The 13,386-nt window shown below is 42.7% G+C and carries 12 protein-coding genes; 8 read left to right on the top strand and 4 right to left on the bottom strand.

Features of this window, described 5'->3' with window-relative positions:
- Nucleotides 1–43: 43 nt before the first annotated feature.
- From NWE91_02435 to gatE, 3 genes are read left to right on the top strand one after another with little or no spacing between them, the layout of a single operon-like run.
- Complete coding sequence (locus NWE91_02435) at nt 44–1,636, top strand: tRNA uridine(34) 5-carboxymethylaminomethyl modification radical SAM/GNAT enzyme Elp3 (GenBank protein ID MCW3985253.1); 1,593 nt, start codon at nt 44–46, stop codon at nt 1,634–1,636.
- A 47-nt stretch (nt 1,637–1,683) separates the two neighbouring features.
- Nucleotides 1,684–2,985, top strand: a complete 1,302-nt coding sequence (gatD, locus tag NWE91_02430) for a Glu-tRNA(Gln) amidotransferase subunit GatD (GenBank protein ID MCW3985252.1) — start codon at nt 1,684–1,686, stop codon at nt 2,983–2,985.
- On the top strand, nt 2,954–4,873 hold the full coding sequence (gatE, locus tag NWE91_02425) for a Glu-tRNA(Gln) amidotransferase subunit GatE (GenBank protein MCW3985251.1): 1,920 nt from the start codon (nt 2,954–2,956) through the stop codon (nt 4,871–4,873). The genes gatD and gatE overlap by 32 nt, the downstream gene beginning before the upstream one ends.
- 239 nt (nt 4,874–5,112) lie before the next feature.
- Here the strand turns inward: gatE and NWE91_02420 are convergent, their stop codons facing one another.
- The 3 genes from NWE91_02420 to NWE91_02410 form a co-directional block, all read right to left on the bottom strand.
- Nucleotides 5,113–6,240, bottom strand: a complete 1,128-nt coding sequence (locus NWE91_02420) for an MFS transporter (protein ID MCW3985250.1) — start codon at nt 6,238–6,240, stop codon at nt 5,113–5,115.
- 330 nt (nt 6,241–6,570) lie between these two features.
- Nucleotides 6,571–7,608, bottom strand: coding sequence for a polyprenyl synthetase family protein (locus NWE91_02415; protein MCW3985249.1), 1,038 nt, complete (start codon nt 7,606–7,608; stop codon nt 6,571–6,573).
- 53 nt (nt 7,609–7,661) lie between these two features.
- Nucleotides 7,662–8,006 carry a PadR family transcriptional regulator gene (locus NWE91_02410; GenBank protein MCW3985248.1) on the bottom strand — a complete coding sequence of 115 codons (345 nt, stop codon included), beginning with the start codon at nt 8,004–8,006 and terminating at the stop codon, nt 7,662–7,664.
- Between the two features lie 183 nt (nt 8,007–8,189).
- On the opposite strand from NWE91_02410, the gene NWE91_02405 reads away from it, so the two are divergent.
- From NWE91_02405 to NWE91_02385, 5 genes are all read left to right on the top strand, one after another.
- Nucleotides 8,190–8,636, top strand: coding sequence for a PadR family transcriptional regulator (locus NWE91_02405; protein MCW3985247.1), 447 nt, complete (start codon nt 8,190–8,192; stop codon nt 8,634–8,636).
- Nucleotides 8,637–8,778: 142 nt separating this feature from the next.
- Nucleotides 8,779–10,092 carry an amidohydrolase gene (locus NWE91_02400; protein ID MCW3985246.1) on the top strand — a complete coding sequence of 438 codons (1,314 nt, stop codon included), beginning with the start codon at nt 8,779–8,781 and terminating at the stop codon, nt 10,090–10,092.
- 89 nt (nt 10,093–10,181) lie between these two features.
- Nucleotides 10,182–11,153, top strand: a complete 972-nt coding sequence (locus tag NWE91_02395; protein MCW3985245.1) for an ATP-binding cassette domain-containing protein — start codon at nt 10,182–10,184, stop codon at nt 11,151–11,153.
- A 15-nt stretch (nt 11,154–11,168) separates the two neighbouring features.
- Nucleotides 11,169–11,948, top strand: a complete 780-nt coding sequence (locus NWE91_02390) for an ABC transporter permease (GenBank protein ID MCW3985244.1) — start codon at nt 11,169–11,171, stop codon at nt 11,946–11,948.
- Nucleotides 11,949–12,731 (top strand): ABC transporter permease, encoded by a 783-nt coding sequence (locus NWE91_02385; protein ID MCW3985243.1) that lies wholly within the window; start codon nt 11,949–11,951, stop codon nt 12,729–12,731.
- A 28-nt stretch (nt 12,732–12,759) separates the two neighbouring features.
- On the opposite strand, the gene NWE91_02380 is transcribed toward NWE91_02385, so the two are convergent.
- Nucleotides 12,760–13,386 carry a DUF2085 domain-containing protein gene (locus tag NWE91_02380; GenBank protein ID MCW3985242.1) on the bottom strand — a complete coding sequence of 209 codons (627 nt, stop codon included), beginning with the start codon at nt 13,384–13,386 and terminating at the stop codon, nt 12,760–12,762.

Raw genomic sequence — 13,386 nt, 5'->3', positions numbered from 1 at the left:
ATCTTTATTTTAAAGGACAACCGCATAATCAGATGAGATTATCATGAATAGAGAAGCTTGCCGGGAGATCATCGAATCCTTGATGCAGATTCCTCAACCCACAAAAGACGACGTTAACATAATCAAAGTGAAAATTGCTGGCAAGCAAGGCTTGGCTTGTGTTATTCCTAACTCGGAACTGATCCAATGTCTAAACCCACGTGAAAAGCGAAGACTTCTGCCTGTGCTGAGAAGGAAAGCCACCCGAACCATCTCCGGCGTGACAATAATCGCTGTGATGACGAAACCGTGGCCCTGTCCTCACGATGCTCCATGCGCCTATTGTCCAGGAGGGCCTTCTCAAGGAGTTCCGCAAAGCTATACGGGTCATGAGCCAGCCACTATGAGAGGAATGCAAAACCAATATGACCCATACATGCAAGTCAGGAGTCGCATGATTCAGCTAGAAGCGATTGGTCATGTGGTTGACAAGGTGGAGCTAATAATTATGGGAGGCACGTTTCCAAGTACGCCTACAGACTATCAGGAAGGGTTCGTTAATGGATGCCTAGATGCACTGATAGGGACTGAAACGCGGAGCCTTGAGGAGGCTAAAAAACTTGCAGAGACCAGCAGGATTCATAATGTGGGCATCACCATTGAAACCAGACCTGACTGGGCTAAGAGAAAACATGTAGATCACATGCTTTCCATGGGTGTTACTCGTGTAGAGCTTGGAGTGCAAAACGTTTATGACGACATCTATCACCATGTCAAACGAGGTCACACGATCAAAGATGTAATTGAAGCAACACGCACGCTAAAAGACTCTGGATTAAAGGTGCTCTATCATCTTATGCCAGGTTTGCCCGGGTCCAGTTTTGAAAGGGATTTGGAAGGATTTGAAACGGTTTTTACCAACGCGGATTTCAAGCCCGACATGATTAAGATTTATCCATGTCTTGTTCTGAAAGGTACTATGGCTTATGAATGGTGGAAGAATAATGAATACACCCCATACTCTACGGAAGAAGCGGTTCAGCTCATAGCTAAGATAAAGAAGTTTGTGCCTCGCTGGGTTCGTATTATGCGGATTCAGCGGGATATTCCAGCCTATTTGGTGGAAGCGGGAGTTAAGAAGAGCAATCTTAGACAGCTTGTTTTAGAAAAACTAGAGCAAGAGGGATTGCGGTGTTGTTGCATAAGGTGTCGTGAGGTTGGGCATCGATGGCTTAAAGACAAAGTTGAACCCGATCCAGAAAACGTCCAAATCTTTTCGATGAGAGAGAAGGCTTCAGGGGGAGTCGATCTGTTCATTTCTGCCGAAGACCCTGGTAATGACGTTCTAGTGGGATATCTACGACTACGTATACCTTCAGAAGACGCCCATCGTCCGGAAATAGTGGCAGAGCCATCTTCGATTGTGCGTGAACTCCATGTGTATGGCTCTCTTGTTCCAGTTGGGAAGCACATAGCTAAAGCGTGGCAACATAAAGGCTATGGAGCTATTCTGCTATCCGAGGCGGAAAGACTTTCGGAGGAAGAGTATGATAAGCAAAAAGTTGTAGTTATAAGTGCTTTAGGAACAAAGAGATACTATATGCGTTTCGGCTACAAATACGACGGTCCCTACATGTCTAAAATATTGGAGAAGTAGGAAAGTTGAGCGAAAAGTTTCCAGGTTATAAAGGCAAAGCGCTGAAAATGTTGAAAGAAGTTAGAGCAGAGATTGGGGACCTTATTCGTGTTTTGAAGGACGAAGAAACATTCGAAGGCGTACTTATTCCACGGTCAGAATTTGGTGACGATAAACACATAGTACTTAAGCTGAAAAACGGCTACAACATTGGGATCCTAGTAAATCAAGAAACAAAGATCGAAAAAATCGGAACGGGAGCGAAACCTACATTTTCAACTCCACCTCCCCCTAAACAAAAACCAGGCTTGCCTATAGTAACCATTCTCAGCACGGGAGGCACAATCGCAAGCAGAGTAGACTACAGAACAGGCGGAGTAAGACCTGCACTCACCGCAAACGACCTCTACAATGTCGTCCCAGAACTTTCCTACATAGCCACAATAAACGCAGAAATCCTCTCCAGCATATTCAGCGAAAATATCACCCCTAAACACTGGTCACAAACCGCAAGACACGTTGCCAACCACATTGAAAACGGCGTTGCAGGAGTCGTTATAGCCCACGGAACCGACACAATGGGCTACACTGCAGCTGCACTAAGCTTTGCGCTTCAAAACTTGCCTGTGCCCGTGGTTCTAGTAGGCTCTCAGCGCTCCGCAGACAGGCCAAGTTCTGACGCTGCAACAAACCTAATTGGAGCAGTAAAAGCTGCAGCAGACGCACCTTTCGCGGAAGTTGTTGTTGCCATGCACGAAACGGTTTCTGACAAGTCAATTGTTTTTCACCGCGGGACTAAGGTGAGAAAATGTCACACCAGCCGCCGTGATGCCTTCAAGTCAATAAACACATTGCCGATAGCTAGGTTTGAAGGTGGCAAAATTAGAATGCTAACTAAAAATTATCATGAACGGAATTCTAAACATAAGTTGACTTTGAAGTCGGTGTTCAAAGAAAAAGTTGCCCTCATAAAATTCTATCCTAGTATGAACGCAAGTGTTGTCGAGTGGCATGTTGACAAAGGCTTCAAGGGTATCGTTTTGGAAGGAACTGGTTTGGGGCACGTAGGTAACTATTGCTTCTCTGCAATAAAAAAGGCGATCGCAGAAAATATAATCGTGGGCATGACCTCTCAATGCGTCTGGGGACGGGTAAACATGAACGTCTACGACACAGGAAGAGATCTTTTAAGAATTGGTGTAATCCCCCTCGACGACATGTTGCCTGAAACAGCGCTTGTAAAAATAATGTGGGTGCTGGGACAAACACAGGATGTTAAAGAAGCAAAGAAACTCCTTACAGAAAACGTCGCCAATGAATTTTCCAGCCGAACAATGCTTGAAGAAGGGAAAAAATGTGACGACTATTGATTACAAGAAGATAGGCTTGAAAGTAGGCTTAGAGATACACCAACAGTTAAACTCCGAAAAGAAACTTTTTTGCAGCTGCAAAACTGAGCTTTTCAAAGAAGAACCCGAAATCACTTTTCTGCGAAGACTGCGTCCAACACAAGGCGAGCTCGGACAAGTCGACCCAGCTGCTTTTTTCGAGTTTCAGAAAGGTGTTAGAATTCTCTATGAGGCTAACAAGGACACGACATGCCTTGTGGAGATGGATGAAGAACCACCTCACGACTTGAATCGTGAAGCTCTAGAAACAGCGCTCATCATTTCACTTATGCTGAAGGCGAAGCCTATTGATGAAATTCATATCATGCGAAAAACCGTCATAGACGGCTCAAACACCACTGGTTTCCAGCGCACCTGTGTAGTAGCCTTTAACGGTAAGGTTGAAACCAAGAAGACTATTCCAATTCAGCACGTGGGCCTTGAAGAAGATGCAGCTCGAAAGATGGGCGAAGATAATAATATCCTTCGATATCGTATTGACCGTCTTTGCATTCCTCTTGTAGAGGTTGCAACCGCTCCGGTTATTTATACGCCTCAAGAAGCGGAAGAGGTTGCGCTGGCTATAGGGCAGATTCTACGAGCAACGGGCAAGGTGAAAAGGGGCTTGGGCACTATACGCCAAGACCTGAACATTTCCATTCGCGACGGTGGCCTTGTGGAGGTCAAAGGAGTGCAGGAGCTTGAGCTTGTTTCTTTGGTTGTTGAGAACGAGGTTCAGCGGCAGCTTAATCTTCTAAAAATAAGAGATGAATTGGCGAAGCGTGGAGTTGGAGAAGAAGACATCAAGGACGAGTTTGTAGATGTAACACATGTTTTCGTGACCACTAAATGCAAAGTCATTTGTGTTGCTGCAGAGAGAAACAAGAGAGTTCTAGCTGTTAAATTGCCAAAATTTGAAGGCCTCTTGAAGAAAGAATTGATACCCGGCGTTAGGTTAGGAACAGAGATGGCAGATAGGGCTCGTTTTTGGGGGCGCGTAGGCGGCATCTTCCACACAGACGAGTTGCCTGCTTATGGAATCACGGCAGAAGAACTTGACAAGTTAAAACGCGTCATGAATGTAAAGTCAGGCGATGCTGTAGTTTTTGTTGCGGATTTTTTAGAAAACGCGTCTGATGCTTTGAGGGCAGTAAACGAGCGGGCAAAGGAAACCTTGAAGGAAGTACCGCAGGAAACCCGTGCTGCAAAACCAGATGGATCAACTCGCTATATGCGACCTAGGCCTGGCGCCGCTCGCATGTACCCAGAAACTGATGTACCCCCCATCCAAATAGCCAAAATTTACATAGTTCGATTATTCTCTCATCTTCCGAAATTACCTAAAGTATATAGAATCGAGCTGAAGGAAATTCTAAAATTAAGTGACAAACTAATTGATCAATTAGAGAGATCAAGGAAACAGAGACTTTTTGACACGATTGTGAAAACCACAAACGCTTCACCTAAATTAGTTGCTGTTGTTTTGACTGAGACATTAAAAGCTTTGAAGCGTGACGGTGTGGAAGTTGGGAATGTGTCTGACGAGCAACTTCTCGAGTTGTTTTATCTGATGGGTTTAGGCGAAGTTGCAAAGGAAGCTACTTCAGATATAATTGTTTGGCTGTCGAAGCATGAAGGGGCAAAGGTGATTGAGGCTGTTGACGTTCTAGGTTTGGATATACTTTCGCAAATTGAACTTGAAAGAATTGTTGCTAGCCTAATTGAGGAGAATCGGGGTCTTCTGGTACAGCGTGGAGAAAAAGCTTTCGGGTTACTTATGGGTTTGGTGATGAAAAGGGTGCGGGGCAGAGTCAAAGCTGGGCTTGTTAGCGAGATTGTGAAGAAAAGGCTCAAAGATTTCCCAGAATAATTTTCGCAGTGTGTGTGTGTGACTCTAGATTAGACTCTTTGCTATGAGCTTCAAATTGGCGGTTAATAGACCCTAGAATATAAGTAGCTCATGGAAAACGTGTTTGCTGCACACTCACTAGTTATTTGTTGAGATTTTATCGTGATGTGTGCATTTATGCTTACAAGCAGCAATAGATGCTAGATGTAGACTTTTTAGTATAGAACAACTTGGTGTATTGATGAGGATTGGAGGTAGTGTTACTTTGATTTCTGTTCAACTTTTTGTCTCAGTTTGAGAGCTTCTTCAGTATATATCTCGAGTTGGCGTTGTTGAATTTTCTTTTCAGGTAAAGTTTCTCGTACATATAATAGAGGTATTACTGCTATGAAGAGAAAGAACGCAGCCAAAGAAAACGCGCTGGTTTCAGGAATCAACGCAACATAAGGGGCAACAAGCAGAGAAGATATCATAGTCAAAAAGAATGGAGCCTCTCCAACAGCATAATATTTTTCAGTATTGACTCTTGACAGTTCTCCCCAGATTACTATCGTAAACATCATCCACAATAATCCAATTGCAATACCATCTATAGCAAAATACAAAAACCATGAGATCCATAGCTGTGAAGCTATTCCTAGGATCGCATAGGCAATACCCAATGATACAAAACCAAAGACTATTACTCTTTTTCGTCCTATACGATCAGCTACTACTCCTCCGATTAGCGCCGAAAATCCTGCAAAGATAGGCTCGACAATATTCATAGCAAAACCAAGTTCCTCTTTGTGCAGGAATGTGATACGAGCCTCAAAGCCGTCTACCATAGAGAACATAAGCCACGCCAGAAAATACAAGATAAAGGCCTTATTATTAAATATGCTAAGAAAAGATGTTTTCCTTTCATAATGAAGCTGGGATTTACTTTTCTTTGGGAATGCGAGTAGTATGGGTATGCTCCAACTCCTCCAAATTGCGAAGAACATCGCGCTTTGTACTAGATCCAACATCGACATAGTTACTATAACAAAAGGCGCGCTAGCTGTAACCATAAAGAACGTGAGCCCCCCTATCGTTCCTCGGTTTTCAATAGGTACAGATTCTGTAAAAGAACGTAAGAGTGAGGGCATGCCAAATCCCAATGAGATGCCCAATACAACAATGACGATAATTGCGCCGGCAAATGAGTTGCCAATTGGAACTGCTGGAAATAGCGAAGCAATGGTTCCAAAAAACAACCAGATGTAAAAGAAACTGGTTTTTCGAGCTCTTAACCAAAAAATTGACCCGATCAAAGCGGACACAATTATGGAAAGAGGAAAAGCTGACCTCAAGTAAAGATTTGTAAGGCTGTTCTCAGCGGCAACGCTAGCGAGTTTGTCGACCATTAATAATCCTAGAAAATACCAAGAAAATGAGTTAAACAAAAGAAGCAGAGCTATGATATGATGTCTTGTGAAACTGTGGTTTTTTCCAAATTGGAAGGGCATCATTTGCACTACGTAAGTAATTTACGAGTCTATCTTGAACTCATCGCTTAAATTAAAGTTAAGAACTGAAAATACACATCAAGGATTCAGATTCTAATAGTGTTCACGTGTAGAACAAAAGGCTTAAATAAACAGTTCTACACAAATACAGTTCGGGATTAAAATGGCGAGAAAGAAGAAGGCTCCGAAGGTTCCAGCAAGGCCCATATCTGACTGGGGTTTACACATCTAGTTTGAAAGTAGTGGCTTCCACTCTTTCGAGCTTATAAGAGACGATGACCCAATTATTTTTAGCTCTTTACTTTTAAAGGATTTAGCATAAACGTATGATTCTTGAGCCATTTTATCAATAAGGTTTGCTATGTATTCAATTCCACCGGAACGATCTGAGAGCTTTGAAATGTTTCGCAAGTCTCTTTTAGTCAATTTTGACTTTGTGATAAGTGAGATAAGTTGGGGTCTTATTCGTTGGTCTTGCAATGTATAGATTATGGGTAATGGCAAAGATTCTCTTCGTATACGATGCCTTAGCATGTTAAACTCTAACATATCTATCAACTCATTTCTTAGAATGCTCATCATGCCAACGAGTCTTCCATAGGCACCCAAATCTTCTATTTGTTTTTTTGATCCATCGCCGAGAATCCCGCCTATGCGAGTGTACGCTTCCATTTCCGACGCTCTCATTCGAATTTTTTCGAGACATGCTTTGGACGTTACATCTGTTGATCCCCTGGATTGAATTTCAAGCGTTTCTCCTGCGCTTTGCTCAAACCATATTTTCTCGATTGTTTCTAAAATTTGGATAACTCTTTTAACAGATATTTCTGATTCCAATGTTTTTCTTAACAGGGTGAAGCCTTTAAAAAGGAGAACATCACTTAAAATCAAAGCAAGATCTTTGCCGAATTTTCCCAGAACTGTGGGACGTTTATTTTTCATCCTTGATTGGTCAATTATGTCGTCATGTATGCCAATGGCCCATGCGAACAATGTCAAGGCTGCCCCAGTGGAAATCGTAGTCTTCGGATTTCCTCCCACTGCTTTGCAACAGAAAGAAAGGAGTGCTGGTCTGAAGTAGTCTGGTTTGTACTTGAGCATCATGTATTCAATGATTTCTTGAAGTTTTGGACTGTCTGCTTTTTCCTTCAGCATTGTCTCTTGTGCTAGTTTCCACCCTTTCATCCCCTCTTTTTCACATAGCTTTTTGACCATTTCAAGACGCTCTTCTCCCGTTTTCTCGGATGTTGTTTCATTTTCTTTCATGGCAAACTCTGAACTCCAGCTGCAGTTTATCTGAGTTTACGTCTTTAAAATAGTCATGCTCTTATGCTGTTTTTCTGTTTTGCTAGTTGGTTCTGCAAGAATTCGTTGTATGCTTCTACTAGCTGTATGCCCTTTGACGTTATTTCATAAACTTTCCTTACACGCCCTCCTTTAGCCTCTTTTCTGCTTCTTAGAAATCCCTTCTTTTCTAGGTTATTAAGTAAAGGATATAGTGCACCGTGGCGCAATGTAATTTCATATTGCTCTTCCACTCGTTTGATAATCTTGTATCCCCACATCGGCTCGATCTGCACCAGTCTTAAAACCATCACATCGAGAAAGTTTCTGAATATGCGTCGAACAATTCCCTTCTTGAAGCTTTCAGGCACATATGTCATGTTTTAGGCACTCACATTTCAGCGTTTTCATGGGTTTCCCTTATAGCGATCATTCAGTTTTTAGAATAAGTATACTGGGTTAATATGCTCTTTTATGACTTGTAGTCGCATTAACCCTTATATTGTTGTTTAATGTATAATAAGTCTTGAGATATGTCTCTTCAGAGACATATTGTATATGTGATGAACAACCTAACTGTTCAACGCATCTACAAGAGGCAAGGAAAAATGGGACAACAAAAAAGAGAAGTTCAAAACAAACTGATGAAGGGGCTCTTAGACCTCGTCATACTTCAATTCCTAAACGCCAAACCGATGCACGGATACCAAATAATCTCAAGCATACGCAAAAACTTCGGAGTCTACTTCGGTCCCAGCACAATATATCCTCTCCTAAACAGCCTGGAAAAGAAAGGCTACATCAAAAGCCATTGGGACCTTAGCAACGAAAGACCAAGGAAAGTTTACAATCTTACAAATGAAGGAATAAACCTTCTAAGTTTCACTGAAAACTCGTTGAATCATATCTGCCGCAAAATCAGCAATATAGGCCTGGGCAAAGATTTAGTTAATGGCATTCTGCAAAGACCAATAAGCTCAACAATGAAGAACCCTGCTGCTAAAGGGTAATTTTCCTTCTCTCAAATCTTTCGCCCTGCTATGCGAGTCCCCTTTTCACTATTTACCTTCATGGTTAGCAGAGCAAATAATCTTTTAACACTCCACTGATTGTATTTTGATCAGCTAAAACTGTTATTAAGGTTGGAGCAAGGTGAGATCTGAGGAAGTCGGCCTAATCATAAAGAATTGTGCAATTTTGCCGATGAGCAGACTGGGAATAGTTAAGGAAGGGTTGATTGCAGTAAAGGATGGCGCTGTATCTTACGTTGGGGATGCCGTTTCTGCTCCCGAATTGAGGGCTGAAAACGTGCTTGAAGGGAAGGGAAAACTTGCTATGCCCGGTTTGATAAACTGCCACACACACTTAGCTATGACGCTTTTTCGAGGCTTAGCTGAAGACGCAACGTTGAAGACATGGCTTAGTGAAACCATTTGGCCTTTGGAGGCAAAACTCCGACCTCAAGATGTTTATGCTGGTTCTCTTCTGGGCTGTCTGGAAATGATTAGGAACGGAGTGACCTGTTTTGCCGATATGTACTTTTGTGAGCACAAAGTAGCCGAAGCTGTGGAAAAGGCTGGATTAAGAGCTGTGTTAGCTTCGGGAATTCTTGAGGTAAGTGACTGGGGAAGAAGCGAGAAGATGTTAAAGGAGGCGGTTGGATTTGCCAAGAGATACCGAGGATACGCTGATGGGCGAATAACTACGTCTTTAGGACCGCACACGGTTTCTACATGTAGTGAGGAGTTGTTAGCGAAGGTGCGGGAGAAAGCTTCGCAGGTGGACGTAGGAATTCACATTCATATAGCTGAGTCAAAAGAGATGGCTGAAAAGATTGGAAGGGAGTCCAGTTCTTCAGAGGTTGAACTTTTAGAGAAGTTGGGCTTTCTTGCTGATGATGTGCTTGCGGCTCATTGCATTCATTTGACACACGAAGATATGGCCATCTTGGCGAAGAGAGGTGTGAAGGTGGTGCATAATCCTGTTTCGAACCTGAAGTTGGCTCAGGGCGTGGCAAAAGTTAAGGAGTTGATGGATGCTGGTGTGACTGTTGGTCTTGGCACTGATGGGGCTGCAAGCAATAACAGTTTGGACATGTTTGAAAGCATGAAAGTTGCCGCGTTACTTCAAAAGGCGATCTCTGGAGATCCTTCTGCTCTACCTAGTAGGGAAGTTTTGGAAATGGCGACCATCCAAGGAGCTAAAGCTTTGGGACTTGAAGAAAAAGTTGGTTCACTAGAGGTTGGGAAGCGGGCAGACATTATTTTGATTGATTTGAAGAAGCCAAATTTAACGCCGTTACATGATTTGTGTGCGAGTCTTGTTTATTCTGCTCATGGATGCGATGTTGACAGTGTGATTGTGGATGGTGAAGTAGTGATGGAAAATCGTGAAGTGAAGACGCTTGATGAAGAAGCGGTTATGGAAAAGGCGCAAGATGCTGCGTTCAGTTTACTAAAACGCTAGTTAATTGCAAGTTTTGGTTCTACGATATGTTTATCAATTGAGGGCTTCATTTCTTCTAGTTCCAATAAAACCTGTAAATCAACGAAGGTATGTCAGTGCCTATTATTCGCACAATTGATTTGACAAAGCGTTTCGCAGACTTGGTCGCAGTGGACCATCTAAACTTGAGCATCGAGGATGGAGAAATCTTTGGATTGCTAGGTCCAAATGGCGCAGGCAAAACAACCACTGTTCTCATGCTTACAACAGTGATTAAGCCAACCGAAGGCACTGCAGTTGTAGGCGAATATGACGTTAAGAAGCGACCGGACGATGTTCGGAAGCTTATTGGGATTTGTTTTCAAGAGCCTAAACTTCTCTGGGTTAGCACGCCATGGGATGTTTTGAATTGGCATGCGAAGGTCTGTGGTCTTTCAACGCAAGAACGGAAGAGAAGAGTCAAGCAGGTATTGGAAGACGTAAATATATGGGATTATAGAAAGAAAAAGGTTCATGGTCTTTCTGGCGGAATGAGAAAGCGCGTTGAGGTTGCTAAGATTCTAATTCAAAGACCCAAAATAGCCTTCATTGACGAACCTACCGCCCAAATAGATGTTGTTGGCAAGCACAAGATTTGGAATATGATTCGAGAACTTCGAGACGAAGGCTCCACGATAATTTTGGCTACTAACGAGCTCTACGAGGCAGACATGCTTTCTGATCGTGTTGGGATTATGCATAAAGGTAAGTTGCTAGTGTGTGACACACCTAAAACGTTGAAAGACAGCATCCCAGGAGGCGATGTAGTTGAGATTCGGCTTGAAAAAGAAGTACCGCAAAATGCTTTGGAAGAGCTGAAAAGTTTTCAAGAAGTTGTAGACGTAGTATTACTGAAGCCTAACGACTTGAGAGTACATTTGAATAAAGTGGAAGAAGTTGTTCCTCAAATTATGAAGCTATTTATGAAAAACGACTTACCAATTCTATCAATAAATATGAGCGAACCATCACTTGATGACGTGTTTGTGCATTACACAGGGTTGACCATTGAAGCAGCAGAGCAAAAGGGCCCTCCGGGGTGAAAATAAACGAAGAAATTGTTATTCGTTGTTGAAAGAGATCTACGGATGTTCTTGCAGTACAAGTTCCTTATAATCCTGCGAGCCATATGGTTTGCAACTCAAATCGCTTTCTTCGGCTTAATTGCCTCTCGCATGGTTGTGCCTGAGTTAGCAGATATTTATTTTGAGTATTATGTTGCAGGAGTCGTAATAATGATGTTGTATTCAGCTTCTGTGTTTATTGGGTATGACATCTTTGAAGAGGCTGAACATGGTGTTTTCGAGTATCTGCTTAGTCTTCCAGTTTCCCGAAAAGAACTTGTGTTGGGAAGATCGATTGGTGGTGGAATACGTAGCTTCATTTTTGTGGGCCCGCTCATGGCGATAGCATTATTTGTGATTGGGTTGGCAAATCCGCTTAGCTTTCTAATCGCTCTTTCAGCCCTTTTCTTGTTCGCTTTTGGCGTTTCTGGGATGAGCATTACGATTGCGGTTGCATTGAAATCTGGTGACCGCTTTGACATTCTCATGGGAGTTATAAATGCCTTCATAATTCGTCTTAGCACAGCTATGTACCCTCAAGTTTTCGTTCAAGACGCAAGTCAAGTATATGCATCTCTGACAATTTTCAATCCAGTTACTTTTGCTTCTGATCTGTTTCGTTGGGGTGTAGGTATTGAAGGTATTGAAGAATACTTAACTTTGAATCCGATGCCGTTAGCAGCGATAATTGGCTTGGTCATATTCTTTTTCACATTCGTGTTCATCAGCGTTACAGTCTATGAGAGACGCCTTGAGGGCGGAGGTTGGCAATAGGTGAAAGCGATTCTACATGTAATTGAACATGATTTCAGAAACTTCTTTCGTTACAAATGGTGGTTAGCCGGTCTCATAAGCATGAATCTTGCCGATCTATTTGTCATGGCGGTAGTGTACAATCAGATGGTGAGCCAAGAAATAATGAAGGAAATCACGAGTTATTTCAACTTTTTTGCCCCAGGCGTCACCATAGTGGGTTTATTTGCTTCAGCCTTCATGATTGGTCGGGAAATAAATATGGAGGTTCGTCGCCAAATTCACCATTACCTGCTCAGCCTTCCCATTACACGTTTGGAACTCGCCATTGGCAGGTTGCTTGCAGGTGGATTGAGGGGAATGGTGTACATGTCGCCGCTGCTCTTGACAACTTTTCTTTTTCTTGGCTTTCCATCATTGTTGCAGCTACTTGTAATTTTGTTCGCCCTTTTCATGTTGGCAACTGGAATTTCAGGTTTGAGCATAGCCACAGCAGTTTCCACAACGAGCTTTGAGAAATTCGTTACTGCAAGAGGCTTAGTTTATTATGTACTGTTTTTCTGTAGCAGCATCTTTTATCCGTTGTCGCTTATCCAAACGCTTGGAGCGGAAGGTGTGATGCCTCAGCCCATAGTGATGTTGGCTGAACTTAACCCTCTAACCAGCGGCGCAGACCTTATCAGATCGTTTCTTCTAGGGACCCCGCCTTTCACGTTTGACATGATAAGAAATCTAGTGGTTTTCTCAATGGTTTTTGCTACGACTGGCACGTTTGCCTACATGAAGATAATTGAACGAAAATGACTCATTTGTACAAGTGTGCTGAGCTGAATTACTTTCTTACATGAGCAAAGAACGAAATCACTAGATAAATCGGTAGAAGAAAAATGTGCAAAGCGATAGAGATGATGATTAGAGGGCTCAACAACCAGTAGAAAAGATAATTGGCAGATCCGACGATTGAGTTGATAAAAAAGAATAGAGCAACAGCCATTAGCAAACCAAGTCCTAGAGCTTTACCACCAAGCCAAGAGTCTTTATCATCAAACCTAACGCTCTCAGGAAGGAAATTCCGCAGAATAGGAAGTTTTCTGCTCATTGGAATCTGTGATAGTGAATATACCAGCAACGGAGCCAGAGCCAATCCAAACAATAGTCCGGTTATTAGCCTAAGCTCGTTTGTGCTTGTTCTCAAGCCAACCCATTGAGTTATAGCATCAATTGTAATTGGCGCAAGCATGAGAAGTGTGACCCAGAGGTTGGGGGGACCACATGCTTCTTCTCTACGCATAGGCAGCAGAAGATAGCCTAAGTAGAAACCAAGGTATGCACCCGTACATCTGGCGCATACTGGAAGATAGTAGTTGCCGATAATGAGCGTTCGGTTTGGTATCTGATGACATACTAGGTGGCCAATGGAATTGAAAATATCGACAAAAATATCTTCGGTGGGTGGCAT

The sequence above is a fragment of the Candidatus Bathyarchaeota archaeon genome (assembly GCA_026014805.1).
In the GTDB taxonomy this organism is placed as follows: Archaea; Thermoproteota; Bathyarchaeia; order Bathyarchaeales; family SOJC01; genus JAGLZW01.
Note: the sequence above shows the minus strand (reverse complement) of the source record. Positions and strands in the feature narration are given on the sequence as shown.

Coding starts and splice junctions, on each gene's coding strand:
- NWE91_02435 (MCW3985253.1), top strand. CDS start 44: ATGAATAGAGAAGCTTGCCGGGAGATCATCGAATCCTTGATGCAGATT.
- gatD (MCW3985252.1), top strand. CDS start 1,684: ATGTTGAAAGAAGTTAGAGCAGAGATTGGGGACCTTATTCGTGTTTTG.
- NWE91_02420 (MCW3985250.1), bottom strand. CDS start 6,240: ATGGTCGACAAACTCGCTAGCGTTGCCGCTGAGAACAGCCTTACAAAT.
- NWE91_02415 (MCW3985249.1), bottom strand. CDS start 7,608: ATGAAAGAAAATGAAACAACATCCGAGAAAACGGGAGAAGAGCGTCTT.
- NWE91_02410 (MCW3985248.1), bottom strand. CDS start 8,006: ATGACATATGTGCCTGAAAGCTTCAAGAAGGGAATTGTTCGACGCATA.
- NWE91_02405 (MCW3985247.1), top strand. CDS start 8,190: ATGAACAACCTAACTGTTCAACGCATCTACAAGAGGCAAGGAAAAATG.
- NWE91_02395 (MCW3985245.1), top strand. CDS start 10,182: ATGTCAGTGCCTATTATTCGCACAATTGATTTGACAAAGCGTTTCGCA.
- NWE91_02380 (MCW3985242.1), bottom strand. CDS start 13,386: ATGCCACCCACCGAAGATATTTTTGTCGATATTTTCAATTCCATTGGC.